At 53.3% G+C, this 23,598-nt stretch carries 25 protein-coding genes; 4 read left to right on the top strand and 21 right to left on the bottom strand.

What is annotated here, in order from left to right:
- Positions 1 to 19: 19 nt before the first annotated feature.
- Together HV243_RS09665 and HV243_RS09660 are read right to left on the bottom strand one after the other, a co-directional pair.
- Positions 20 to 499: a hypothetical protein gene (locus HV243_RS09665; RefSeq protein ID WP_031617716.1), complete on the bottom strand. Its 480-nt coding sequence runs from the start codon at positions 497 to 499 to the stop codon at positions 20 to 22.
- A gap of 78 nt (positions 500 to 577) precedes the next feature.
- The gene (locus HV243_RS09660) at positions 578 to 1,516 is read right to left on the bottom strand and encodes a hypothetical protein (RefSeq protein WP_003036321.1); all 939 of its coding nucleotides are present in this window, start codon (positions 1,514 to 1,516) and stop codon (positions 578 to 580) included.
- Positions 1,517 to 2,351: 835 nt separating this feature from the next.
- On the opposite strand from HV243_RS09660, the gene HV243_RS09655 reads away from it, so the two are divergent.
- The 4 genes from HV243_RS09655 (at position 2,352) to HV243_RS09640 (ending at position 7,645) form a co-directional block, all read left to right on the top strand.
- Positions 2,352 to 3,713: a HEPN/Toprim-associated domain-containing protein gene (locus HV243_RS09655; RefSeq protein ID WP_003036316.1), complete on the top strand. Its 1,362-nt coding sequence runs from the start codon at positions 2,352 to 2,354 to the stop codon at positions 3,711 to 3,713.
- 528 nt (positions 3,714 to 4,241) lie between these two features.
- Positions 4,242 to 5,279: an extracellular solute-binding protein gene (locus HV243_RS09650; protein WP_047499042.1), complete on the top strand. Its 1,038-nt coding sequence runs from the start codon at positions 4,242 to 4,244 to the stop codon at positions 5,277 to 5,279.
- Positions 5,263 to 6,951, top strand: coding sequence for an iron ABC transporter permease (locus tag HV243_RS09645; RefSeq protein WP_053390207.1), 1,689 nt, complete (start codon positions 5,263 to 5,265; stop codon positions 6,949 to 6,951). Before HV243_RS09650 ends, HV243_RS09645 begins: the two co-directional genes overlap by 17 nt.
- A 10-nt stretch (positions 6,952 to 6,961) precedes the next feature.
- Positions 6,962 to 7,645, top strand: coding sequence for an ABC transporter ATP-binding protein (locus HV243_RS09640; RefSeq protein ID WP_053390208.1), 684 nt, complete (start codon positions 6,962 to 6,964; stop codon positions 7,643 to 7,645).
- A 23-nt stretch (positions 7,646 to 7,668) separates the two neighbouring features.
- Here HV243_RS09640 and ldtA read toward each other — a convergent pair whose 3' ends face one another.
- The 19 genes from ldtA to HV243_RS09545 form a co-directional block, all read right to left on the bottom strand.
- On the bottom strand, positions 7,669 to 8,598 hold the full coding sequence (ldtA, locus tag HV243_RS09635; protein WP_053390209.1) for a L,D-transpeptidase: 930 nt from the start codon (positions 8,596 to 8,598) through the stop codon (positions 7,669 to 7,671).
- Positions 8,599 to 9,450: 852 nt separating this feature from the next.
- Positions 9,451 to 10,515: a nicotinate-nucleotide--dimethylbenzimidazole phosphoribosyltransferase gene (cobT, locus tag HV243_RS09630; RefSeq protein WP_053389631.1), complete on the bottom strand. Its 1,065-nt coding sequence runs from the start codon at positions 10,513 to 10,515 to the stop codon at positions 9,451 to 9,453.
- A gap of 24 nt (positions 10,516 to 10,539) precedes the next feature.
- Positions 10,540 to 11,283: an adenosylcobinamide-GDP ribazoletransferase gene (gene cobS, locus HV243_RS09625; protein ID WP_053389630.1), complete on the bottom strand. Its 744-nt coding sequence runs from the start codon at positions 11,281 to 11,283 to the stop codon at positions 10,540 to 10,542.
- Entirely contained in the window at positions 11,280 to 11,825 is a 546-nt protein-coding gene (cobU, locus tag HV243_RS09620; protein WP_046275699.1) for a bifunctional adenosylcobinamide kinase/adenosylcobinamide-phosphate guanylyltransferase, read from the bottom strand. The genes cobS and cobU overlap by 4 nt, the downstream gene beginning before the upstream one ends.
- Positions 11,822 to 13,342: a cobyric acid synthase gene (locus tag HV243_RS09615; RefSeq protein WP_047357945.1), complete on the bottom strand. Its 1,521-nt coding sequence runs from the start codon at positions 13,340 to 13,342 to the stop codon at positions 11,822 to 11,824. The genes cobU and HV243_RS09615 overlap by 4 nt, the downstream gene beginning before the upstream one ends.
- Positions 13,339 to 14,154, bottom strand: a complete 816-nt coding sequence (locus tag HV243_RS09610; RefSeq protein ID WP_046275697.1) for an energy-coupling factor ABC transporter ATP-binding protein — start codon at positions 14,152 to 14,154, stop codon at positions 13,339 to 13,341. Before HV243_RS09610 ends, HV243_RS09615 begins: the two co-directional genes overlap by 4 nt.
- Before the next feature lie 8 nt (positions 14,155 to 14,162).
- Entirely contained in the window at positions 14,163 to 14,840 is a 678-nt protein-coding gene (locus HV243_RS09605; RefSeq protein WP_016156861.1) for an energy-coupling factor ABC transporter transmembrane protein, read from the bottom strand.
- Positions 14,827 to 15,108, bottom strand: coding sequence for an energy-coupling factor ABC transporter substrate-binding protein (locus HV243_RS09600; RefSeq protein ID WP_006683999.1), 282 nt, complete (start codon positions 15,106 to 15,108; stop codon positions 14,827 to 14,829). The genes HV243_RS09605 and HV243_RS09600 overlap by 14 nt, the downstream gene beginning before the upstream one ends.
- A 2-nt stretch (positions 15,109 to 15,110) precedes the next feature.
- Complete coding sequence (gene cbiM, locus HV243_RS09595) at positions 15,111 to 15,848, bottom strand: cobalt ECF transporter S component CbiM (protein ID WP_016153516.1); 738 nt, start codon at positions 15,846 to 15,848, stop codon at positions 15,111 to 15,113.
- A complete protein-coding gene (locus HV243_RS09590; RefSeq protein WP_016156863.1) occupies positions 15,845 to 16,558 on the bottom strand; it encodes a cobalt-factor II C(20)-methyltransferase in 714 nt (237 codons plus the stop codon). Before HV243_RS09590 ends, cbiM begins: the two co-directional genes overlap by 4 nt.
- Positions 16,555 to 17,349: a sirohydrochlorin cobaltochelatase gene (locus tag HV243_RS09585; protein ID WP_046275696.1), complete on the bottom strand. Its 795-nt coding sequence runs from the start codon at positions 17,347 to 17,349 to the stop codon at positions 16,555 to 16,557. The genes HV243_RS09590 and HV243_RS09585 overlap by 4 nt, the downstream gene beginning before the upstream one ends.
- Before the next feature lie 10 nt (positions 17,350 to 17,359).
- On the bottom strand, positions 17,360 to 18,145 hold the full coding sequence (locus HV243_RS09580; protein WP_047357942.1) for a cobalt-precorrin-6A reductase: 786 nt from the start codon (positions 18,143 to 18,145) through the stop codon (positions 17,360 to 17,362).
- A complete protein-coding gene (locus HV243_RS09575; RefSeq protein ID WP_053389629.1) occupies positions 18,142 to 18,867 on the bottom strand; it encodes a precorrin-3B C(17)-methyltransferase in 726 nt (241 codons plus the stop codon). The genes HV243_RS09580 and HV243_RS09575 overlap by 4 nt, the downstream gene beginning before the upstream one ends.
- Complete coding sequence (gene cbiG, locus HV243_RS09570; RefSeq protein WP_053389628.1) at positions 18,867 to 19,922, bottom strand: cobalt-precorrin 5A hydrolase; 1,056 nt, start codon at positions 19,920 to 19,922, stop codon at positions 18,867 to 18,869. Before cbiG ends, HV243_RS09575 begins: the two co-directional genes overlap by 1 nt.
- On the bottom strand, positions 19,903 to 20,676 hold the full coding sequence (locus tag HV243_RS09565; RefSeq protein WP_053389627.1) for a cobalt-precorrin-4 methyltransferase: 774 nt from the start codon (positions 20,674 to 20,676) through the stop codon (positions 19,903 to 19,905). Before HV243_RS09565 ends, cbiG begins: the two co-directional genes overlap by 20 nt.
- Positions 20,669 to 21,238 carry a decarboxylating cobalt-precorrin-6B (C(15))-methyltransferase gene (locus HV243_RS09560; RefSeq protein WP_016153521.1) on the bottom strand — a complete coding sequence of 190 codons (570 nt, stop codon included), beginning with the start codon at positions 21,236 to 21,238 and terminating at the stop codon, positions 20,669 to 20,671. The genes HV243_RS09565 and HV243_RS09560 overlap by 8 nt, the downstream gene beginning before the upstream one ends.
- Complete coding sequence (locus HV243_RS09555) at positions 21,228 to 21,833, bottom strand: cobalt-precorrin-7 (C(5))-methyltransferase (RefSeq protein ID WP_053389626.1); 606 nt, start codon at positions 21,831 to 21,833, stop codon at positions 21,228 to 21,230. Before HV243_RS09555 ends, HV243_RS09560 begins: the two co-directional genes overlap by 11 nt.
- A complete protein-coding gene (cbiD, locus tag HV243_RS09550) occupies positions 21,827 to 22,963 on the bottom strand; it encodes a cobalt-precorrin-5B (C(1))-methyltransferase CbiD (RefSeq protein WP_016153523.1) in 1,137 nt (378 codons plus the stop codon). The genes HV243_RS09555 and cbiD overlap by 7 nt, the downstream gene beginning before the upstream one ends.
- A complete protein-coding gene (locus tag HV243_RS09545; RefSeq protein WP_008785140.1) occupies positions 22,960 to 23,592 on the bottom strand; it encodes a cobalt-precorrin-8 methylmutase in 633 nt (210 codons plus the stop codon). The genes cbiD and HV243_RS09545 overlap by 4 nt, the downstream gene beginning before the upstream one ends.
- Positions 23,593 to 23,598 lie beyond the last annotated feature (6 nt).

Below are 23,598 nucleotides of genomic sequence, written 5' to 3'. Positions count from 1 at the left end.
ATTATCTTTCTATCACCTCTCAGACCCACTCGAGCGCCGTGATGATCGATTGCCCTTCGGTGCCGACCTCCACAAACAGAGCGTGCTCGTAACCAAGCTGCTGCTTATAACCTCGAAGTTTTAGTAGATCGATCTCTCTATCGACGCGACTCGTTGATTTTTTGAACTCCAAGACCAAATGATTCTGTCGTGTACCTCGGCGATGCACGATCACATCTGGAAATACTGTCTTTGCCTCAACGTCTTCGCTGTCTGGATAAAGTTCCAAATGTCTGAGCCGTTTAGGTTCAATGCTGTCCCGGTTGTATTCGCAATCTACAGTCCAACCGGGGAAACATTGCTGGAGGTACATCGCAAAGCGAAAGGTAATCGACCGTTCGTTAGCATCGATACCGAGAAGATCATGATCAATGAATAGTAGCTCGGACAATGCATGTGACACAGCTTCGCCTGGTGCATATTGGTTGAGGTAGTGAATTTGTTCCGGGGTCAGTGCCATCATCACATTCGCATACTTAAGAAATTATATTGGGCTTTCAAGAAGAATGAGTACGCTGTAGGTTCCATTTTTCATTGCCTAACTAAGGCTCACACTGAAGGAAGTATACACTGATTGAAACGTCGTGAGGATTCTCTGTCTCGCGTCGTCTAGCTCGTCAGCCACGCGTTGCGTGAGCGTAAACGTGGGGCAATCGGGCTGACCACATCCACAAGGTCTGATTTCCCCTTCCTTAAGCCGAGTTACGAAGATGCGCCGCAGTTGGTCGACCTGACGAACCACTTTTCCCATCACTGTCTGGATGCGTTGATTTTTGAGATGGTGGATCGAAGGAATGCGCCTGATCTCGACGCCCTCACGCGTTCTCCACAAACCTGTATTTAGTGCGCCAATGGTATCTTCGATTGCCTTCTGAAAAGCAGGGAGAGAACTTTCTTGTTGAAACGGTGTGCGAAATGCTGGCCGGTCAAATACGGAAGCCATCAGTTGCAGAACATCGGCGTCGGAAAGGTCGGGAAAATCATCCGTGAATTTTTGAATATCAGCTTCAACATCAGGAAACTCGACGCCCTGGACAAAACGGTGCAGCAGATATTCAGCACGAAGACGCAAGTTTTCTTCGAACTCTACGCCCGACCATATCGTTACATGCCTGACGCCTAGGGAAGCTGCTGCTTGCTCGATGCGCGTTCTGCCAGCATCCGAGACCGCACCACGAGAGACGAACTTAAAGACGTCTGGGACACTGCCAGTTGCTTTAATCGACTTACTCATGTCGCTCTTGGCTTTTGCCAGTGTCAACGTGTCTCGGTTCGCGCATTGGATGATGGTCTTACGTGCTGGCTGGTCATCAAATGGTTCAATACCCGAGATATCTCGCCCTTGATCACCTCCTGATTGACCGTGCCAAATCAGATCATGCCAACCCGCGCGCAGGTGGTATGCAAAAACAAGGCGCTCGAACTGGATACCACTGTAGTCCTCAAAATGAACCGGAGAAACCGTTATCGTCGCCATACTCGCTCCTTTTCTGCTGCTATTAGTCTTCGGTAAACCTTACTACGTCCCTGTGAATTTCCGCCGTTACCCAATGAAAAGCACCAAATATTGGTGGCAAACCTTGCTTCACCAAATGCCCACGGAGTTTGAAATGCAGAATAACTTATTAGTAAACTGGACGCGACAGCAGCACTGTAGCTCGCGCACAAAACAAATCTCCGGATCGAGTGTCCTTAACGACCTGTCTCAATTAATCAAAAACGGAGTTCTGCTATTTCTTAACACAATCCGTCGCCAAGAGCTGAGGCAGATTGAGATTGGCCTTGTAGCCAAAACGACTATCTACGAGATGGGTGCGGGATCTGGCCGAGATGGAAGAATGACTCAAAGTGCTCAAGTAAGCCCCTCGTGTTAACATCTGAAAGCCAGAAGTCCGTCTACAAATATGTAGATGATGCTACCCACTGATTGACTGTGTTTACCAAACAAATTTAGGGAAGAGACAAAGTCTATTAATTAATTTGACTGCTCCGCGTTGAGTGACACATTACGCCGTTAGCAACGCCTACTGCGGGCACAAAGCGGCCAGTCCTGTTGGCTGTCAGATCCGCTATGAGCAAAAAGTGGAAGCTCATAATTGTTCTCACCTCCGATGGTGCAATACGTAACTTACAGCGCGATAATCTGCAACGAGCCGATCGCTTGGTTCTGCCCTTGGATTAATTCCTAATGATTGATATTCACTTTGAATTTTGAAGACATTATACCGCTTGTAATTTCATAGCATAGTTGATGACAAATGATATTCCTGGTGGTTTAATTAAGTGATTGCCAACAGTTTAAAAGAGGAATTATGGGCACGGAAATTTCACTTAAGGTTTCAGGTGCAACGCTAGATTGGAGTAAAAATAGCTTAGGTGTTGATCATGGTGCATTGTTCCAGTCAACCGACCACATAATGATACCTCAGCACGAACGCTATGATCTGGAAGAAACCGATGAAATTGATGAAGAAAGACGCCTTCAGTGGACCGTACTCAGGAAGCCTCTTGCAGCAGTAGCTGAACGGGTTGAGTTACTTGGTTTTTCTCTTACTGCTATTCGTGCGGAATATGAAAATCTTGTAAAGCATGAGGTTTATCAAAGAAACGAAATGATTGAAGCCTATCCCGATAATTGGGAACCTTTAGAAAATCTTTTTAGTTTTGATGAGTTTCTGGGCTTACTTAAGAGCTATGATCTGGGGGAGTTAAACGATAAAGATATCGACTTTGATAATTCAAAAAAAACAGAGAATGATAATTTCATTTTGAAGTTATTCCCTAACGACATTTTAAAAAGAATTCCTCTCTATGATCCTTATAACAACTTTTACTGGTCAGAAAAAACAGCGTTTTTCAGTGTCATAAACATACTTCATCCATACTCTATGATCAAACTTTTAAGTGAAAACAAACATAATCTTAGTGAGTATGTCGAGTGGGACTATGGGGAAATAGTCGCTAACGGATGGGTTCACATTAACCAAATAAAAACTGAAATTAACCGTGAAAATTCTTTTCTCATAGCAACTGAAGGTTCCTCGGACTCACATATATTACAAAAGGCATTTAAGCTAATTAAGCCTAGCGTTTGTGAATTTTTTCGTTTCATCGATGTAACATCTGGCCATCCATTCCCCGGCACTGGGGGATTATCAAAGTTTGCTGAGGGATTAGTAAAAATTGATGTACAGAACCAAATCATTTTTGTACTCGACAATGATAGTGAAGGGGTTGAAGCTTTCAAGAAAATCATAAAGATGAAGCTTCCTCATAATATGAGTTGCATATGTCTTCCGGATCTTAAGGAGTTTGAAAGTTTCCCTACTTGTGGCCCAGACGGCCTAACCTTATCCAATATTAATGGAACTGCTGCCGCTATAGAGTGTTACTTGGATTTAACATATAGTGAATATGACTCATACATTGTTAGATGGACTAACTATAAAAAAGAGACCGGGATGTATCAAGGCGCACTTGAGTTTAAAGAGTATTACGCAAAAAGATATCTTGATACATCAGAAGTTAAGCTTATCGAAAGTAAATATGACACCTCCAAACTTGAGGCTTTGCTTAATGCGATCATTGATGCTTGTTCCAAATTATCTGGAGCAATACGTATTGAAAAAATAAAGAGTCACTATCCAAATATATGGACTGAAGAAAAAGTTTAACTCCATTGAATTATTTTTAACAACCTGAAAATAATATTGTGTATCACGTCATTCAAATATTACAATACGGCATATTGGGTGTCCGTTTCTGGCACAGAACAGACAGCCCTTATAGATGTGACAATAGTAGCGATCACCAAATGCACGAGACCGCTCTAATCAGTTTTGATTGGTGGTCATTCTGGTGGTCTTGACAGGAAGAGTTTTCAGGTTTAGCTTATTTATTAGCCAGCTACTGGCAAAGGCGATCCCAGTCAGAGGAGCCAAATTTAAGAAGCCCGCTTAAGGAAATTTAAGCGGGCTTTTTGCTTTTCATGTCTGTGTAAAAGCTGCCTCTATAAGCGCTCAGTCTGCCATAACTCCCTATTCCATGCCGCATCACATCGTTGATTAAAGTTGTGTAAATGTAAATCGTTTAAACTTTGCAATTATTGTAAGTGCTAGTGATTATCATTTATTGTACGCGAGCCAAAAGAACGAGCCCCGACTCGGTTCACTGTATGTTCCAATTACTCTGGGATAAAAACGATGAATGCTCTGACTCGCACCGGATTGCGCCGTATCACGCTTGCCTCTGCCCTCCTCTTCTCTGTCAGCCTGCCGGCTTTCGCTCAGGAAACGTTAACGCTTTACACAACCCGTGAACCGGGCCTGATCCAGCCTTTACTTGATAGCTGGACTAAAACCAGCGGTATCAAAGTAAGTACGGTCTATATCAAAGACGGTATGCTTGAGCGTGTTAAGGCTGAAGGCAAAAACTCCCCTGCCGACCTGCTGATGACCGTCGATGCCGGAAATCTCATCGATTTAGTTGAAGCCGGCGTCACTCAGCCGGTAGAGTCAGAAGCGCTGAAAGCCGCCATTCCGGCGAATCTGCGCGGTGCGGATAATCAGTGGTTTGCGCTTTCAATGCGCGCCCGCGTACTGTATGCCGAGAAGTCGCTGCCAATCGATAACTGGCATTACGAACAGCTCGCCAGCCCAGAATACAAAGGTAAAGTTTGTATTCGTTCCGGTCAGCACCCCTACAACACGGCGCTGATCGCCGCGATGATTGCCCATCATGGTGAAGCCAAAACCGAAGAATGGCTGCGCGGCGTGAAGGCTAACCTGGCGCGTAAAGCCACCGGCGGCGATCGCGATGTTGCCCGCGATATCCTCGGTGGAATTTGTGATATTGGTCTGGCCAACTCCTATTATGTCGGCCATATGAAAAACGCCAAAGAAGGCAGCGATGCTCGTCAGTGGGGCGATGCCATTAAAGTCGTTAAACCAACCTTTGAAAATGGCGGTACGCACGTCAACATCAGCGGCGCTGCCGTTGCCCGCTATGCGCCAAATAAAGCCGATGCCGTTAAGCTGATGGAATATCTGGTTTCCGCGCCTGCCCAGCAGCAGTATGCGAAAGCGAACTTCGAATATCCGGTACTGAAAGGCGTAACGCTTGACCCGGTCATTAGCGCCACAATCGGTGAAATCGACGTCGATAAAACACCGCTCACAGAGATCGTGAAGTATCGTAAACAAGCTAGCCTGCTGGTAGATAAAGTTGGATTCGATCAATAAATCGCTGCAGTTTCCGACGTTACGCGGCCTGGTTTCCGGGCCGCAGTCATTATTAACGCCGTTGCATCTTGGCGCGTTGTGCGTCGCGCTTGGCGTCCTGACCCCCATCGTTGCGCTGATCTGGCAGGCCACGCAGGCTGATTTATCCCACTGGGATAATCTTATGACATATGTACTGCCTTCAGCGCTAAAAAACACCGTGCTGTTGCTAGCGGGTGTCGCGATAATGGTTGGCGTCATTGGCGTAGGCAGCGCATGGGCGGTAACGGCATGGGATTTCCCTGGGCGAAAAATTCTCAGTTGGGCGCTGCTGTTGCCGCTGGCAATGCCGACCTACATCGTTGCCTTTGCATGGCTCGATCTGCTGCATCCGATTGGCCCCCTGCAAACCTTTATCCGTTTCATACTGGGCTTTGACAACCCGCGACAGTTCCGCCTGCCCGATTTACGTTCCCTTTCCGGCGCAATAATCCTGCTCGGATTAGTACTTTATCCTTACGTGTACCTGACAACCCGCGCCATGTTTATCAGCCAGCCGGCCCATCTATTGGAAGCAGCGCGTACGCTGGGATGCAGCGCAACCGGGACCTTTTTTCGTGTTGCACTCCCCATGGCACGCCCGGCACTGGCCGTCGGGATCAGTCTGGCGCTGCTGGAGACGCTTAACGATATTGGCGCGTCGGAATTTCTCGGGGTACAAACGTTAACCGTTACCGTATACACCACGTGGATCTCTCGCTCTGATTTATCTGCCGCAGCGCAAATCGCCTGCATGATGCTGATGTTTATATTCTTTATTCTGACGCTGGAATTTTATGGCCGCAGAAAACAGGGATTCAGCAGTCGTAGCCTGCGGGAAATTCAACCCACCCGCGTGCAAGGCTGGCGTGGCTGGCTACTCGGTGTCGTTATTTCGCTGCCGGTTGTGCTGGGCTTTCTGGCCCCGGTGCTGTTTTTAATCTGGGAAAGCGCCAAACGTATAGGTGACGAGAGCCCTATATCCTCCTCGTTACTGGCTGCATTACAAAATACGTTATCACTGGCCGCGGGAACCACGTTGGTGGTGGTTTGCGTCAGTATGTTGGTGGCCTGGAGCGCGCGGCATAGCGCCACAGACAACGCGATGCCAGGATTTCGCCGTGGTGTGATGCGTCTGGCTTCTTTAGGCTACGCGGTTCCCGGTACAATTCTGGCGATTGGTTTTTTAACCCCCGCCATGGCAGTCGACCGCTGGCTGGCAGATTTACTGGATGTTCGCGGCCTGCCGCTGATGTCTGCCGGGATCCTGCTGGTAATTTGTTGTGCCATGCGTTTCCAGGCGATTGCTATCGGCGCACTGGATTCCGGCCTGGGCCGCATTCCGCCTTCGCTGGAGCAGGCTTCTCGTCTGTTGGGTGAGAATGGTGCGGGCACATTTGCACGGGTTCATTTCCCATTGCTGCGCCCGGCGTTAGTGAGTAGCGCCCTGCTGGTTTTTGCCGATGCCATGAAAGAACTGCCAACAACGTTGCTGTTGCGCCCGGTAAACTTCGAAACGCTGGCAACGTTGCTGTATGCAGAAGCCGCCCGTGGAACCTATGAAGAAGGTGCTATCGCCGCGCTAATGATTGTTTTAGCTGGCACGCTACCGGTTATTTTGTTGGTGCGTCACCAGATGACTCGCCGTGGTTAAGAGAGTAACAATGTCAGAAATTGCATTACGACTCCAGGATGTGCACGTTGCCTACGGCAACAGCCAGCAATCGGTGCTGAGCGGGTTTTCAATGTCGGTACGTAAAGGAGAGATCGCCTGTCTACTGGGCGCTTCAGGTTGCGGAAAAACCACCGTGTTACGCGCAGTTGCCGGATTTGAACAGCTGCGAAGCGGAGAGATCTATGTGTCGCAGCGCCGCGTTGCCGGTTCCGGTGTTCATCTGCCGCCGGAAAAACGGCATGTCGGCATGGTCTTTCAGGAATATGCGTTATTCCCTCACCTGACCGCGCAACAAAACGTGGCCTTTGGGTTACGACGTATGCCGCGTGAGCAGCAGCAGGTCCGGGTGGCGGAGCTGTTAAAAATGGTGGAGTTGCACAGTCATGCCAGCCGTTATCCGCATGAACTGTCCGGCGGTCAACAGCAGCGTATCGCTCTTGCGCGCGCGCTGGCGCCGCATCCGGAAATCCTGCTGCTCGATGAGCCTTTCTCCAGCCTTGATAAGCGCACGCGTGAGCGTCTTGGCAACGAGGTGCGGGATATTTTGCGTGCCGCCGGGCAAACGGCACTGCTGGTTACACACAGCGAACACGAGGCGCAGCTAATGGCAGACCATATTGGCGTGGTAAAAATGGGACAGTATCAAATTAAAAAAGCGACCCACTCAGGATAAGGGTCACAGGGGCGCCTTGAAAATTAGTAATGGGTCTGAATCAGACTGATATTCACCGGCATGCCGGAGCGTCTTTCCAGTGCCTGATTTCCGCGACTCACATCCACGTCATTCCCGCTGATGAAGGTGCGCAGCGCGGGGGTGACTGGCAAGGGAACTTTTCTGTCAGACTCGTATTCCGACCGGTTTCGTGACAGTGGTTCATGCACTTCCACCCAGCGACTACCGTCCGGCTCTACGCTGTATTTCACCGGTCGGTCTATCAGTTGCACACGCGTCCCTACCGGTACGGTATCAAACAGATATTTAATGTCGTCATTACGTAAACGGATACACCCCTGACTTACCCGCAGACCAATACCGAAATTCGCATTTGTGCCATGAATGGCATAAAGCCTGCCGATATAAATCGCATACAGTCCCATCGGGTTATCTGGCCCGGCAGGAACAAACGCCGGCAGGCTTTCCCCACGTGCTGCGTATTCGCGCCGGGTATTCGGCGTAGGCGTCCAGCTTGGTGCTTCCTGCTTACGTTCTACCGCCGTCACCCAGTTACGCGGCGTTTCTCTGCCCGCCTGGCCAATGCCAATGGGTAAAACCTCAACTGTATTGCTGCCAGCGGGATAATAGTAAAGGCGCATTTCTGCGACGTTGATTACGATCCCCTCGCGTACAGTATCCGGTAATATCAGTTGCTGTGGCACAACCAGCGTCGAGCCAGACTTAGGCAGAAAAACATCCACGCCGGGATTGGCCTCCAGCATATTGCTCAACCCCTGTCCGTACTGCGCGGCAAAAGCTTCCAACGGCTGAGTGTTTCCTGAAGGTACCGTAATGGTCAAAGGGCTCCCCACCAGGCGACTGCCTTCAGGCGGGAGCGGATAACTCACCGCCTGCGCGCTCTGACTCACGAGCAGCATAATGAGTGAACAAAGCAGTTTTACACGACGCATCTTTTTCCTTTCCTTCGCCGCAGCAGATATCCGTTAATTATAGCTTTTATTATCTGTTTTAGTGAGTTACGCCTAAAATCCGCATAAAAAAGCCGCCTGAGGCTAATGCAGTTCAGTTAACGCCTCTGTATCAGAAAGCATCACCTGTGTTGGCAGAAGTTATGAATATGCTATCTCACGGTAAGGGTTCCGTTCACCTCATGTGCATCGTTTCTCTGAAACACCGATTCCTGTGAACGTGTAAAGGGCGTTCTCCGCCACGCCCTTTACAATCCCGGCTCCCGGCGGGAAAATTGCCGCTCCGCGGTCCCCTCCGTTTATTCCTCCAGGCTACCGGGCCGGGCGCGAGGTAGCATCCCTGCAAAACGCGCCCTGAACCCGCATCCCTGCGGGTTCTCCCTGCCTTACGGAAACACGTCGGCAATTTTCAGCCGGACCAGCCCACACCTGACCACCTGCGTTTTTTATCTGAACAGCAAAACAGAGTTAACTGGAAGTCAGTGCGTTGCAGCGATGACCCCGTTCCGGCTGAAAATCGATGAGGCGTTGACGGCTGACCGGGTCTGCCCGCAGGGATGCGGGCAGAGGGGACGGCCTGCAGGGACGCAGGCCCGGCCCCGACCCGACAGGCAGACGGCATAAGACGAATGAATCGCGCAGCGACGATTTTCCCGCCGGGAGCCTGGGATGCAAGGGAGGCGGCGGTGAGCCTCCCTTGCGCGTTCACAGGTATAACGTTATCAGAGAAGCAACGCACATAAGGTGAACGAAACTGATTCAAAGCAAAACATTTCCATACAGGCTTAACTGAACGGTATTGCACCATGGGGCGAAGTTCAGCGTGGCCGAAAACTATGCTTCCTTACCATCCGGAAGCACAATGTTGCTGGCGGCAAGCTGCCCCATGTTGTTGTACATTGCACAGGCGGCTTCAACAATCGGCATCGCCAGCGCGGCCCCGCTGCCTTCGCCCAAACGCATCCCCATATTGAGATACGGCTCCAGTTCAAGATGCGCCAGCGCGGTGCGAGCCCCCTTCTCGGCGGAGAAATGTGACGGGATCAGGTAAGGTTTAATCTGCGGCGCAATCTGGCAGGCTGCCAGCGCAGCGGAATAAGAGAGAAAACCGTCCAGCACGACCGGCAGGCCGCAGGAGGCCGCCCCCAACATCACCCCCGCCATGCCGACCAGATCAAACCCGCCTACCTTAGCCAGCACATCAATACCGTCATTGCGATCCGGTTGATTGACGGCGATTGCTCGCCGCACAACATCGACTTTATTGCCTACTCTTGAAAGCGGCAGGTTAGCGCCGATACCAACCACATCCTCGGCATCGCTGCCGGTCAGCACGCTGACGATTGCCGCCGCTGGTGTCGTATTTGCCATACCAAGTTCACCGACGCCAAACAGCGTTACGCCATCTTTGGCCAGCTCATGGGTATAGCGGATAACCTCCAGCAGCAGCTCCTCGGACTGCGAACGACTCATCGCCGGGCCTTGTGCAATATTGCCGCAACCGCGCGCCACACGCATATTCACCACGCCAGGGATAAGCTCAGCGTCGATGCCGACATCAATCACATGTACCTTTGCCCCCGCCTGAGCGGCCAGCACACAAACGCCTGTCGTCCCACGCGTCATATTAGCAGCCTGAATAGCCGTGACGATTTTAGGCGAAACGGCAACCCCTTCATCCCATACACCGTGATCGGCGCACATCACCAGCATCGCTTTGCCATTCACATGCGGTACGCCCTTCAGACCCGGCATTCCGGCCAGTTGCACGGCGAGCGACTCGAGTCGACCAAGACTTCCTGGCGGTTTAAGCAAGCCATCGACATGCTGCTGTGCACGCAGCATCGCAGCACTATCAGGTGAAGGGATTGCGTGGAGTAAAGAGGTTAAAGTCTGCATAAGGGTTCCAGTATGTTGGCTGACTCAGAGCAGAGCCAGCAGGAAAATCAACTCGCCAAGTTCAATGGCCGCGCCCAGCGTATCGCCGGTCTGCCCACCCAACGTGCGTTTTAATAACTGCCCAAGAATAAAAATCGCTACTATCGTGATAACCAGCGCCGCCACGCCGCGCATGCCAGGAAGAAGCACGGCAGCCAGGATCGCCGCGAATCCCAACGTGACGCAGGTTTGACGCCCGGTGACTTTACCGATAAAGACGTTGCCCAGCCCTTCTTCGCGGGCGTAGCGATGTCGATACATCAGCAAAACAGCGGTACCCCGCCCGGCGACACAAGCGGCTGCAAGCGCCGCCAGCATCGGTGTACCCCGCAAAGCCAGTTCGCTCACCACCAGCACTTTTGCCAGCAACACGAAAATTAACGCCAGTCCACCGTGAGTCCCCAGGCGGCTGTCACGCATGATTTCCAGCATCCGCTCGCGTCGACGGGCCGAAAAAATACCGTCACAGGTATCCGCCAGACCGTCGAGATGAAATCCCCCGGTCAATAACGCCAGCGTGAGAACTGCAAACAGGGCCGCCAACGACACCCCACACCAGGGCTGCAGCGCCATAAAGACCAGCCCCGTCAGCCCTCCCAGCACCACGCCAATTAGCGGGAACATCACAATGCCACGTGAATAGTGCTCGAAATCCAGTCCTTGCGACCAGCGAGCAGGAACGGGCAAGCGACTAATAAAAGAGAGCATTGCCCAGAACAACTTACTCATTTAATTTTGACTCCAATTCCTGATACCACCAGCCAGACCTCATCAGCCGCCGCCGCCAGTCGCTGGTTCACGCGTCCTGCAATATCGCGAAAATGCCGTGCCAGACGGTTCTCCGGAACAATCCCCATTCCGACTTCGTTAGTGACCAGCACAACCTTCGCCGGACAACGCTGACAGGCCGCAATCAGCGAACGAATTTCATCCTCAATAGATTGCTCCATCGCCGCGTAATCCCAGCTATCCGGGTCGCTATCACCGCCCAGCGCAAACAGCAGGTTAGTCACCATCGTGGTGATGCACTCCAGCAGAATGGCTTCTTGTGGATCGTTTGCTGCCGTAATCAGTTCATCGAGATGTTGCCAGCGTTCGGCTGTCCGCCAGTGCGCAGGACGTCCGTCACGATGATGCTGAATTCGCGCAGCCATCTCCTCATCAAAAATCTGCGAAGTCGCGATATACAAAACGTTTGGAGAGTCTGAGATCAGCGCTTCCGCATGCCGACTCTTGCCGCTTCGCGCGCCGCCAGTCACCAGAATCATCATACTGGCTCCCGGTGTTGCTGCATGATGGTATAAATTTTCTCAATATCGATGTGTTGCCGCATCGCATCCGCCAGCAGATCAAACTGCTGCGATTTATATTGCGCGTAATGGAAGGTGGAATCCAGCGGCGCTAACCCTTTACGTTCTCGCAAGCCATTAACCAGCGCACGGGTAAATTCATCGCTGTCGAACAGACCGTGAAGATAGGTGCCGAACGCCAGGCCATCGGCAGTGACCGCGCCATCAGCCACGTTACCGCCGTCTTTACGCAGCGTCATCACCGACCGGCATTCCTCGGTTAATGCCGTTTCACCCATATGAATTTCATAACCGCGAACGGATAATCCCGCGGTACCCGCCAGCCAGTCCGGCAGCGAGGAGGACATTTGCCCCTCAACCAGGGTCGTGGTTTTGTGCTGGGCAAAATGCGTTACGGTATTGAGCAAGCCCAGACCCGGCAACGTACCGAGTCCTGACTCAACTTCATCAATGATGGTTTCGCCGAGCATTTGATAGCCACCGCAAATCCCCACTACGGGTACGTTATTACGATGTAATTGCACCACGCCATGCGCCATCCCGCTTTCACGCAGCCACACCAGATCGCCCAGGGTGTTTTTGCTGCCGGGCAGAATCACCAGATCGGCCCCCGCCAACTCTTCAGGCTGGCGAACATAGCGCACGCGCACATCCGGCTGTGCGGCAAGCGCATTGAAATCAGTAAAGTTAGAAATGTGTGGTATCTGAACAACGGCGATATCGATGTCGCGTTTGTCTGTGCGCAAATATTTGCCCTTTTGCAGCGCAACGCCATCTTCATCTTCCAGATCAACGTCCAGCCATGGCATGACGCCCAGGACCGGAACGCCGGTCAGCGCTTCAATTTGCTCAATCCCGGAATACAGCAACGCCACATCACCGCGAAACTTATTGATGATCACCCCTTTTACCCTGGCGCGTTCATGGTCGTGCAGTAGCGCCAGCGTGCCGTAAATGGAGGCAAACACCCCGCCGCGGTCGATATCCGCCACCAGAACGACAGGGCACTGCGCCATTTCAGCCATACCCATATTGACGATATCGCGATCGCGCAGGTTAATCTCAGCCGGGCTTCCCGCCCCTTCCAGTACCAGCACATCGAACTCCTGCGCCAGACTGTTATAAACAGACAGGATTTGATCCCGTAGTTTAGGTTTGTACTCGTGGTAGCTCACCGCATCCATATCGGTTGCCACTTTGCCCATCAGCACAACCTGCGCTTTACGATCGCTGGTCGGCTTAAGCAGCACCGGATTCATACGCACATCTGGCGTAATACCGGCGGCCTCAGCCTGAAAAATTTGCGCGCGGCCCATCTCTTTGCCCTCTGGCGTAATGCCAGAGTTCAGCGCCATGTTCTGCGATTTGAACGGTGCGGTACGCAGTCCATCCTGATAAAAAATTCGACACAGACCGGCGACCAACACGCTTTTACCTACATCAGATGCCGTTCCCTGCAACATTATTGCCTGCGTCATGACGCCTCCTTCAGTGCGTTCTCTCGCATACAGCTAAAAAATTCAGCCTCTGTTTTACACAGCGGGAAGCCCAGCTCGGTATGCAGCTTCACCAGCCAGGGCTGAGTTAATCCCGCTTGTTCAATAAGATCCGTCCGGGCAAACACATCACCCGGCGAGCCGTGCGTTAGCACTTCACCCCGGCGTAAAACGTACACTGCATCGCTGACTTCATAGATAAGATCGATATCATGGCTGGAGATAACCACGTGGTTTCCTTGCGCTACGATGCGTTTGATTATCTCAATCATCTGCGTGCGGCCTGATGGGTCAAGGCCCGCAGTAGGTTCATCCAGTAGCAAATACTGCGCCTGCAACACCAACGCCCCGGCAATCGCCACACGTTTTTTTTGCCCGTGACTTAAACACTGAATTGGCTGATGGCGAAAATGCTGGGCATCTACCAGCGTGAGCGCATCATCCACCCGGCGGGAGATTTCAGCTTCATCCACCCCAAGGTTGCGCAGGCTGAAGGCAATATCGCTGTCGATATCGGTATAAAAAATTTGCTGGTCGGGATCCTGAAATACGGTTGCCACCTGCTGACGCAGCGCCAGCAGGCCGCGCTTGCTGTAATCCAGCGGTTTGCCTTGCCACATCACCGCGCCTTCCTGCGGGCGCAGTAAACCACTCAGGTTCATAAACAGCGTGGATTTCCCGCAGCCATTAGCACCGACCAGCCCGGTGACGGCATGCGTTGAAAAGTCCAGCGTTAGCCCTTTGAGGATTGGGTCATCCTGATAGCGAAACCAAAGCGCTGAAGTGGCAAGCATACTTTTCCTTACAGGTGAAAATCACCCTGATACAGTTTGATATCCAGTGTGGTGGTCATTTGCTGGTAGCGGATCAACACGCGGGTAAACAGCAATCCCACCAGCATCGCCAGCGAGCGATAGCCCAACGGCAAGCTACGATAACCAAAACGTAGCGTTTGTGCGCGATGAATAGCCAGCGCCTCGTCTAACAGGATAAAAATAAAGCGCCAGGTTAGCAGGATCTGCTCAGTGAGCAGGCGAGGAACGTGCGCGCGTTTGAGTAAGATAATCAATTGCGGAAACGGCAGATTCAGTACCAGCCAGAACGTTGCCGCCAGCGCAGCCAGGCTGCGCCAGAAGGTCTCATTGGCGGTGACAAGCCCTGGCGCGCTAACGCCTAACCAATAGCTTCCAACGGGGATGCTGGCCAGCAGCGTCTGCGGATCGCGGCTAAAACTAAACAGAATGGTCACGACGCCGACCGTCAGAAAACCAAACGGTAATGCCATCCAGCGACACCAGCGCCAGAAGGAAATGCGCAGCAGCCAGCAGCTCAGCGCGGCAATCAGTAACAGCTCAATACCCTGCCCCAACGGGGGCAGAGTAAACGCCAGAATCATCATCATCAGCCAGAGCAGAAATTTCCGCACGGGTGAGACATGAAACCAGCGGCTTTGATAGCTAAGCCTGTCAAGCCCGGTCATCACGGCGTTGCCTGCCCTTGGTGTAACCCAGAATGTAGAAAATCACGGCTGCGCCCAGCGATCCCTGGAGCGTAAACAGCAGGCTTTCAATCTCACCGCTTGCCGGTTCATACAACGGCTGGAACCACGGCTCATAATGTGGGGCAATTGCCTGAATCTGACTCTCCGCCTCACCGTCTGAGCCGCCGTACTCTCCACCATGGTTGATAAAGAACGGCAGGATCACCAGCGCCACTACCATCCCTAACAAAATCAGCGTCTTTTTCATCGTTAATGTCCTTGAGCGGTAATCAACTGCCGTTTGGTTAACTGGTCATAAATCATTACGGTGAGCAGACCTTCCGCTATCGCAATTGGGATCTGCGTCAGGCAGAAAATCCCCATGAACTTGATGATTGAACCCGTAGCACCAGCGGATGGGTCCGGGAACGCCACGCCCAGTTGCACCGAGGTCACGAAATAGGTGACGAGATCCGCCAGCATCGCGCACAGGAAGACGCAAACATCACGACGCAACCCCGCACGGCAGGCCATTTTCCACACCATGTAACCCACCACCGGGCCAATCACCGCCATCGACATGCCGTTAGCGCCAAGCGTTGTCAAACCACCGTGCGCCAGTAACAGCGCCTGGAACAGCAGGACGATTGCCCCGAGGATTGCCACCACGCCCGGTCCAAACAGGATAACCGCCAGGCCTACCCCGGTAGGGTGCGAGCAACTTCCGGTAACAGAAGGAATTTTCAGCGCCGACAGCACAAAAATAAACGCGCCGCACAGAGCCAGTAACACTTTTTGGTGACTATCTTCCTGCACGATTTGGCGCAGCCGCACCAGCCCGTACCACAGGCACGGTAAAAACAGCAGCCACCAGGCCAGCGCCCACATCGGCGGCAAGAAACCTTCCATTATGTGCATGGCGAACGCTTGTTCAGGAACAACCATCAGTAATAGCGCCGCAGCCAACCCGCTGAAAGACAGCTGTTTTAGCTGTTGTTCAAGCTTCATTGTGCATACTCCCACTGTTTATTGACCAGAATGGTCGAGAAATAAGGCAGCGGCTGATCGTCGCTCACCTCATCGAGATGACGCCAGCACTGTTCACCCGGCAGCGTGGCTTCAGACATCATCAATGCACAGCCCAACAAACCCTCTTGTTGCAGCAGCGCTTTGATGCGCGCAAAACGACCGTATACCTTCATCAGCACCAGACTGTCATGCTGCTTTAACGCCTGCTGGATTTCCGCTTCCGGCGCGGTACAGGAGACCACGGCCAGTGACTGTTGCTCCATGGCGAGCGGCGTTTTTGAACGCGCGGCAATCGCAGCGAAAGAGGTCACGCCCGGGACGATTTCTAACCAGTCAGGACAGCCAATACGCTGGAGTAAAAAAACCCAGGTGCTGAACAGCATGGCGTCGCCGAGAGTAATAAAGCCCACCTGCTTACCCGCTTCGACTTCCTGAACCAGCGCGGCCGCAACGTCATCCCATACCGCCTCTTTTTCAGCGCTGTCAGCACTCATAGGAAAATGGCAGCAGCGAACTTCGGTCTGCTCACCGATATATTCACGTACGATCGACAGCGCCAGACTGTCGCCACCTTTACGCCCAGCGGGCGCATAGAGAATATCCAGCGTACCCAGCGTGCGTGCGGCCCGCACGGTGATAAGATCGGAAGCGCCAGGCCCGGTGCTTAATGCGTACAGTTTTCCGCTCATGCTGCTTCCTCCAGCGCCACATTAAGCGCCTGTTGTAAATGCGCCACGAACATAGCGCGAACCGCCGGATTCTCACCCAGACCACTGAGCCACGGCGTAGCCGGTATCCCGGCCGCATTGAACAATGTTTTCCACGAATCCTCTTCGTCAGAGGCCATATCATTGATGGCATGATCGCCAGCAACTAACATCAGCGGCATCAGATGCACCGCCGTCACCCCTTCCTGAGACAAACTTTCAATCAGCACATCGACTTCTGGGTAGCTTTCCACCGCTCCAACCCGCGCCGGGTAGCGCTGTGCCGTCATCATATGGTCGAGGCAGGCATAGGCGGCAAAGGCATGATGGCTGGCACCGTGTCCCATAAACACCACTTTTTCATTTTCGCCAAGCACCGGCATTTGCTGTTGCAGCGCCAGCATCAGCTGGGCGTAATCGTCATGGCTGCTCAGCAGCGGAACACCCAGCGTCAGGCGAGAAAAAAGCGGGCGCATGCTTTGCACTTCGCGGACAATTTTTTCGTATTCATCACCGTTGATAATGTGCAACGACTGAATAGCCACGTCCTGATACCCCTGCTCCGCCAGCTTTTGCAGCGCCTGCAGCGGCGTGTCGATCTCAATGCCGTCGCGCTGCTTGAGCTTGCGGATAATCATCCCGGAGGTAAACGCCCGAAACAGGTCGCGGTCAGGGCAACTGGCTGCGAGATCGCGCTCACAAGCCACAATATTTTTCTCACAGGTGTCGTGATAGCTGGTGCCAAAGCTGACCACCAGAAGCGCCTTTTTCATCTCTAACTCCTTAAGCAGCGGCCAGCCAGCGCGTTAAACGCGCCCCAAAGGCGGCCTGACTTTCCAGTAACTCTTCTCCCGTCACCAACGGTGCCGGACGTGTAATCACGATGCAGGGGATACCAGCATCCAGACAGGGTTGAACTTTTTCCTGATAACCACCTTCCGCACCGGATGCCTTAGTGATCACCACATCAGCCTGACACTGGCGATAAAACGCAGCGTTGAACTCGGCGCTAAACGGCCCGCACAATGCAAAAATCTCACCGACGCCAAATCCCAGGTCCGCGCATTGCTGAATAACCTCGGGTACAGGCAGGACGCGCGCCAGCAGCGTTTTTTCAGGCAACCCTTCGCGCCAGATAGCCAGATCTTTACTGCCGGTCGTCAGCAGCACGCGGTCACCGAAGCGGCGCGCAACCTCGCAGGCTTGCTGAATACTCTGTACGGTATAAAGCTGCGGATGGGTTAAACCGCTCAACTGCTCAGGACGTTGATAGCGGCTCAGCAGTACCCCCGCCGCTTCGCAGGCGTTCATGATGTTGCGGCTCACCACCTCGGCATACGGATGCGAGGCGTCTATCACCCAGCGCGTCTGATTTTCCTGTAGCCAGGCAATCATTTGTTCGCGTTCCAGACGTCCGCAGCGCACCTGACCTTTGATATCTCCCGCCAGCTGCTTCCCCGTAGGGGTCGCAACTGACAGGGTGTAGGCCACATTGGCTGCGTCCAGTTGCTGGCACAGCATGCGCGCATCGCTGGTACCGCCCATGACCAACACATCACCGTAATTCACAGCACATAACCTCGTGGCGTGATCATCAGGCCGTCCTGAACATAGGTTGTTTTGTTGCCAACGATCACAAGGCTGGTCATATCAACCGGTTCAAAGTCCATTTCACCCAGGGTGGTCAACCATTTTTCCTGTTTTTTACGTCCGGCTGACTTCACTATACCCACCGGCGTTTGCGCGCTCTTGCTGGTAGAAAGCAGCTCAAATGCGCGCGCCAGATGTCCTTCGCGACCCCGACTGCGCGGGTTGTAGAAACAGATTACAAAGTCTGCTTCGCCGGCAGCCACTATGCGTTTTTCGATAACTGGCCACGGTGTTAACAGATCGCTCAAGCTGATGTGGCAGAAGTCGTGCATCAACGGCGCGCCCAGCAAAGAGGCGGCGGCAATGCTGGCCGTCATTCCTGGGATCAGCCTGACCTCAACGTCCAGCTTTTGCTTGCTGACCAGCTCAAGCACCAGCCCGGCCATACCGTAAATCCCTGCATCACCGCTGCTGATCAGCGCCACGTTGTGACCCGCCTGCGCCAGTTCGATCGCCGCCTGGCAGCGTTCAATCTCTTTGCACATCCCGGTTTTGATCACCTGCTTGTCGCCAGTGAACGCTTTTACCAGGTGGGTGTAGGTTTTATAGCCAACGATGATTTCCGCTGCCTGCAATGCTTCAACGGCTTCCATGGTCATCATTGCCTGCGAGCCAGGGCCAATTCCAATTACGCTTAACATCAGTGTGAAACTCCCAAAGTGATAGTGACGCCCTGTTCTCGCAGGGTCTCGCCTAACAGTTTTCCGTGGCTCAGCAGCCAGGCTGCAGGACCGGAAACGCTTCCTGTACCCACCGTTTTGCGAACAAACGATGAGGCCGGGAAGCGGTGTTCATGCTCACGCAGCGCGTCAGCAGTAAAGGTTTCGAAAGGAACGCGACAGCACGAAGCCAGTTGGATAAGTCCCTGTTCATCTTTTTTCAGCGTGATACTGCCAATCGCTTTAAGCGCCAGCGGATCGAGTTGCTGGGCCTCGAGTTGCCTGGCAAGCAGCGCGGCCAGCAACGGGAACGGCGTGTCACGACGACAACCAATTCCGGCCACAACACGCTGCGGCACCAGCTTCCAGTGCGGAACAGGCAGATCGGGTAAGTTGGCGCGTAAGGTGATACACACCAGCGCATCCAGTTCAGGAAGCTGATTGAGATCGGTTACCGTGATAAAACCGCGCCGGTCGCAATGACTGACATCCTGCGTCAGTTCATCATCCCACCACAGCCCTACCCGCTTATTACTGACCAGCATCTGATTAACGATCTTCACCGCCGAACGGAAATCACTCATCCGGGCATTCAGTTGAAATGCCAGCGTATCCAGTGCCGCCATATCGTTGACATCCGTCGCAGTGGTGATCACCGGATCGGCGCCCAACATGCCCGCCAGATACCGCGCCAGCGCATTGGCACCGCCCGCGTGACCGGAGAGCAGGCTGATGACATGCTGGGCGCGTTCATCAATGACCACCACCGCCGGATCGCAAAATTTGTCGTTGACCAGCGGGGCCAGCACGCGCACCGCAATGCCGGTCGCACCGATAAAAATCAGCGCCGAGTAATTCGCAAACGCTTCGCGGGCGGTATTCGCAAAGCCGTTCTCGAAAGGAATGAATCCCTCCTCCAGCAGCTTTTCACTGGTAAAACAGGTGACCGGCAGCATGGCCGCCAGACGTTTTGCCAGCGCAACGCCTCCCGGGGTCAGGCAAAAAAGCGCAATTGACTCAGGCTTTACGGTATTCATGGCTAAAGTCCGCCGCATAGAGTTTGGAGTAGTGATACTCCGAGCCCAGGAAATTACCGACCAGAATAAGGGCCGTTTTACGGATGCCCGCATCACGAACCTTGTCGCCAATATCCGCCAGGGTACCGCGCACAGTCTGGCTTTCCGGCCAGGTTGCCTTGTAGATCACCGCCACGGGCGTGGTCGCCGGATAACCGCCTTCAATCAAACGCTCGGCCACACGATGAATACGCTGAACGGACAGATAAATCGCCATAGATGTCTGGTGACTGGCAAATGACTCCAGCTGTTCGCGCTCCGGCACCGGCGTGCGTCCTTCCAGGCGGGTAATAATCAGGCTCTGTGAGACCTCAGGCACGGTATACTCAACGCCCAACTCCGCCGCCGCGCCAAGGAATGCGCTGACGCCGGGCACCACCTGCCAGTCAATCCCGCGTTTGGTCAGTTCCTCGCCCTGCTCGCGCACGGAACCGTACAGCGAAACATCGCCGGTTTGCAGACGCACCACGGTCTTACCCGCTTTCACTCCGGCTTCCATCAGATCAAGGATCTGCTCCAGATGCAGTTCAGCGCTGTCGTGGCATTCAGCACCAGCAGGGCAATATTCCAGCAGTTCGATGTTAATCAGCGATCCGGCGTAGATAACAACCTGCGCCTGCTGTAGCAACCGGTAACCTTTGAGGGTAATCAGCTCGCGATCGCCAGGACCTGCGCCAACAAACCACACGCTACGGGGATCAAAAATCTCAGACATGGTTTCCTTCCTTCTGACAGGCGATAACAAATACGGGGTTATTCGGTTTGAAATAGTGACCACTGCCAAGCGTGGTAAGCGAGGAAACCTGTAGCTGCAGGCAATCCACTCCCGGTACGCCAAGATGGTCCAGATGTGCCAGCGCGGTGTTGAGGTTTTCCTGGAGGATGAATGTCATCACCAGCCGCCCTGCGGGATGCAATTGACGCATTGACCAGTCAATCAGTTCAGTCAAATGGCCACCGCTGCCGCCCATGAAAATGGCATCGGCTTTTTCAGCGATGGTCATCGGCGCAACACCGGGAAAAATGTCGATGTTTGCACAGGCAAAATGCTGGCGGTTTTCATCCAGCAACCTGAGCGCCGCTGGGTTACGCTCGATTGCCGTCACGCGCAATCCAGGGTATTGCAGCGCGGCTTCTATCGACACGCTGCCGGTTCCCGCGCCAATATCAATCAGGTGACTGGCGCGGTGTAATTCAAGTTTTGAGAGGGCAAGTGCACGTACCGCTTCTTTGGTCATCGGCACTTTCTCTCCACGTAAAAAAAGCTCATCTTTCATCAAGGATCACCACTGCATTCATGTCATAGTCGGCGTTAACTTCGCTCACAGGCAGGAAATGGATCCGTTCGTTTTCCATTGCCAGGTTTTCGCCAATCACCATCCAGCGATGTCCCTTGCCTCGTGCAATGAGCTGCTGCGCAATTTCACGCGGGCCGCACTGCGCATCTGTCACCATCGCCACCTTGTTATGTCGCGCCAGTTCATCGAAACAGACGCTGCGACCATGGCTACTGGTCAGCCACATATCGTTCATATCAATACCGGACTGCGCACACAGGTACTGCACCGCGCTAATACCGGGAATAATGCGCACATTTTCAATACCAAAATGCGCCACCATGCGCGTCCCGATGCCGTAAAACAGCGGATCGCCAGATGCCAGCACCACAACGCGTTGCTCCTGGTGCGCGCAAATCCAGTTCAAAAGTTCGAGAATATTGGCGCCGAGAACAAACAGTTCACCGGTAAAATCCGGGAATTGCTGCAAATGCCGCTTTCCACCGACCAGAACATCAGCCGTTGCGACCGCTTCACGCGCCGCAGGCGTCATCAAATGCAAACCGGCTGGTCCCATCCCTACAACGGTTAACATTGCATCTCCTCAGCAATCTCTGCGACCGGGCGATTACTTCCAAGCACCTGATTATCAAAAGAGAACATGATGGCGTCACAGGTCGGGGGATTTTTGGTAAAGCGCAACGTTTGCAGGACGCGCATACAGATGCGCTTAGCCAGATGGTTGTAAATGTGCTGAAAACCGTATGCTTCTATGTGTTCCATCGCCGCCTCGGTGGTATCGCAGTCGCTGACCAGCGTGAGCAGTTCCAGCGGCGCCCCCAGTAACGCGAGGTGGGCCACCAGCGTTTCCATGCGAGCATCGGCAATATGACTGTGGGTATGAAAGATCCCCGCCGCAATTTTGACGAGCTTACCAGGGTGTCCCACCAGCACAATTTGTCGGAACCCCAGACGTACGGCTTCTTCAATCATGTAGCCGACAAAATTGCTCATAGTGACCACAACCTGGGTGTCGATCCCCATCTGCTCACGCACAAAACGTTCGCCGTGGTTTCCTGGTACCAGTACGACACGCTCCAGCCCCGCCGCTCGCTTAATTTCCAGCTCCAGCGACAGTGAACGTTTCCAGCTTTCTTCTGACATCGGCGTGACGATCCCAGTCGTACCAATGATCGAAATGCCGCCCAGAATGCCAAGGCGGGAGTTGTAGGTTTTTTGTGCCCGCTCTTCGCCTTCCGGCGCGAAAATTTCAATTTGCGCCCCACGATTCGGACCAATCGCCTCACGAACCGCAGACTCAATGGTCTGGCGAGGTGTGCGATTAATCGCCGAACTGCCCACCGGCAGGCCGATCCCTTTGCGGGTTACCGTGCCAACGCCTTCCCCGCCCTGAAGGGTTATCTCTTTGCTATCGTTTAACGTCACGCGGGCAAAAATCAGCATGCCGTGGGTGGCATCCACATCATCGCCACCGTCTTTGCGGATGGCGGCTATCGCCTGCTGTCCTTCGATATGCGGTGACTCTACGTTCAGACACAGCGTCACACCTGATGGCGTCACGATAGAAACCTGATGGATCAGGTGCTGACGCAATACCATCAGCGCAGCCACTTTTGCCGCCGCCGTCGCGCACGATCCCGTGGTATATCCTTTACGCAGCGCTTTACCGTTGTGCCACACAGGCGTATCGAAGGACTCGCTCATCGCGCCCCCTGCATGTGATAAAGCATGGCGTTGACGATCGCGGCGGCGACGTTACTTCCCCCTTTACGACCTAACGCAGCAATGGCGGGTAGATTGCTTTGGGTCAGTGCATCTTTCGACTCTTCTGCACCGACGAACCCAACCGGTACGCCAACTACGCCACTCACGGCCACATCATGCTCAAGCAGGCGGAACAGCGCTGTCGGCGCGTTGCCAAACACAAACAGCTTTTCACCCTCTTCCTTCACCGCAATGTCAACGGCCGCCATTGACCGGGTAATGCCCTGCTCTTTTGCCGTCCGCACGACCCGCGGGTCGCTGATGTAGCAGCGGCATTCGCCACCGAATTTTGCCAGCAGCGTTTTATTAATCCCGGAAAGGGCCATAGTGGTATCGGTATAAATCACGCTCGAACGGCTAAGCGCCGCACAGAACTGCTCCAGCACATCACTGGAAAACCACAGAATGTCCAGCCAGTCGAAATCCGCTGTCGTGTGAATAACCCGCTTGATAATGGCTTCATGTAACGGGCTGGCAAACTGATAGTCCGGGCGGGTTTCACGGATGATCTCGCCAATAATGTCGAAACTTTTGGCCTCAATCGCCTGGGGTTGCTGGATATATTGCATTGTGTT

Origin of the sequence: Citrobacter sp. RHBSTW-00599, assembly GCF_013784065.1 — a bacterium.
Lineage (GTDB): Bacteria > Pseudomonadota > Gammaproteobacteria > Enterobacterales > Enterobacteriaceae > Citrobacter > Citrobacter braakii.
The sequence above is the reverse complement of the archived record's forward strand: the minus strand, read 5'-3'. Positions and strand labels throughout refer to the sequence as shown.

Excerpts from the sequence above, each read along its gene's own strand:
- HV243_RS09615 (WP_047357945.1), bottom strand. The coding sequence starts at position 13,342 with ATGACGCAGGCAATAATGTTGCAGGGAACGGCATCTGATGTAGGTAAA.
- HV243_RS09555 (WP_053389626.1), bottom strand. The coding sequence starts at position 21,833 with ATGTTAACCGTTGTAGGGATGGGACCAGCCGGTTTGCATTTGATGACG.
- HV243_RS09565 (WP_053389627.1), bottom strand. The coding sequence starts at position 20,676 with ATGTCTGAGATTTTTGATCCCCGTAGCGTGTGGTTTGTTGGCGCAGGT.
- cobU (WP_046275699.1), bottom strand. The coding sequence starts at position 11,825 with ATGATGATTCTGGTGACTGGCGGCGCGCGAAGCGGCAAGAGTCGGCAT.
- HV243_RS09545 (WP_008785140.1), bottom strand. The coding sequence starts at position 23,592 with ATGCAATATATCCAGCAACCCCAGGCGATTGAGGCCAAAAGTTTCGAC.
- cobT (WP_053389631.1), bottom strand. The coding sequence starts at position 10,515 with ATGCAGACTTTAACCTCTTTACTCCACGCAATCCCTTCACCTGATAGT.
- HV243_RS09605 (WP_016156861.1), bottom strand. The coding sequence starts at position 14,840 with ATGACCGGGCTTGACAGGCTTAGCTATCAAAGCCGCTGGTTTCATGTC.
- HV243_RS09560 (WP_016153521.1), bottom strand. The coding sequence starts at position 21,238 with ATGAAAGATGAGCTTTTTTTACGTGGAGAGAAAGTGCCGATGACCAAA.
- HV243_RS09660 (WP_003036321.1), bottom strand. The coding sequence starts at position 1,516 with ATGGCGACGATAACGGTTTCTCCGGTTCATTTTGAGGACTACAGTGGT.
- HV243_RS09665 (WP_031617716.1), bottom strand. The coding sequence starts at position 499 with ATGGCACTGACCCCGGAACAAATTCACTACCTCAACCAATATGCACCA.
- HV243_RS09600 (WP_006683999.1), bottom strand. The coding sequence starts at position 15,108 with ATGAAAAAGACGCTGATTTTGTTAGGGATGGTAGTGGCGCTGGTGATC.
- HV243_RS09585 (WP_046275696.1), bottom strand. The coding sequence starts at position 17,349 with ATGAAAAAGGCGCTTCTGGTGGTCAGCTTTGGCACCAGCTATCACGAC.
- HV243_RS09575 (WP_053389629.1), bottom strand. The coding sequence starts at position 18,867 with ATGTTAAGCGTAATTGGAATTGGCCCTGGCTCGCAGGCAATGATGACC.
- ldtA (WP_053390209.1), bottom strand. The coding sequence starts at position 8,598 with ATGCGTCGTGTAAAACTGCTTTGTTCACTCATTATGCTGCTCGTGAGT.
- cbiM (WP_016153516.1), bottom strand. The coding sequence starts at position 15,848 with ATGAAGCTTGAACAACAGCTAAAACAGCTGTCTTTCAGCGGGTTGGCT.
- HV243_RS09650 (WP_047499042.1), top strand. The coding sequence starts at position 4,242 with ATGAATGCTCTGACTCGCACCGGATTGCGCCGTATCACGCTTGCCTCT.
- HV243_RS09610 (WP_046275697.1), bottom strand. The coding sequence starts at position 14,154 with ATGCTTGCCACTTCAGCGCTTTGGTTTCGCTATCAGGATGACCCAATC.
- cbiG (WP_053389628.1), bottom strand. The coding sequence starts at position 19,922 with ATGAATACCGTAAAGCCTGAGTCAATTGCGCTTTTTTGCCTGACCCCG.
- HV243_RS09655 (WP_003036316.1), top strand. The coding sequence starts at position 2,352 with ATGGGCACGGAAATTTCACTTAAGGTTTCAGGTGCAACGCTAGATTGG.
- cobS (WP_053389630.1), bottom strand. The coding sequence starts at position 11,283 with ATGAGTAAGTTGTTCTGGGCAATGCTCTCTTTTATTAGTCGCTTGCCC.
- HV243_RS09640 (WP_053390208.1), top strand. The coding sequence starts at position 6,962 with ATGTCAGAAATTGCATTACGACTCCAGGATGTGCACGTTGCCTACGGC.
- cbiD (WP_016153523.1), bottom strand. The coding sequence starts at position 22,963 with ATGAGCGAGTCCTTCGATACGCCTGTGTGGCACAACGGTAAAGCGCTG.
- HV243_RS09590 (WP_016156863.1), bottom strand. The coding sequence starts at position 16,558 with ATGAGCGGAAAACTGTACGCATTAAGCACCGGGCCTGGCGCTTCCGAT.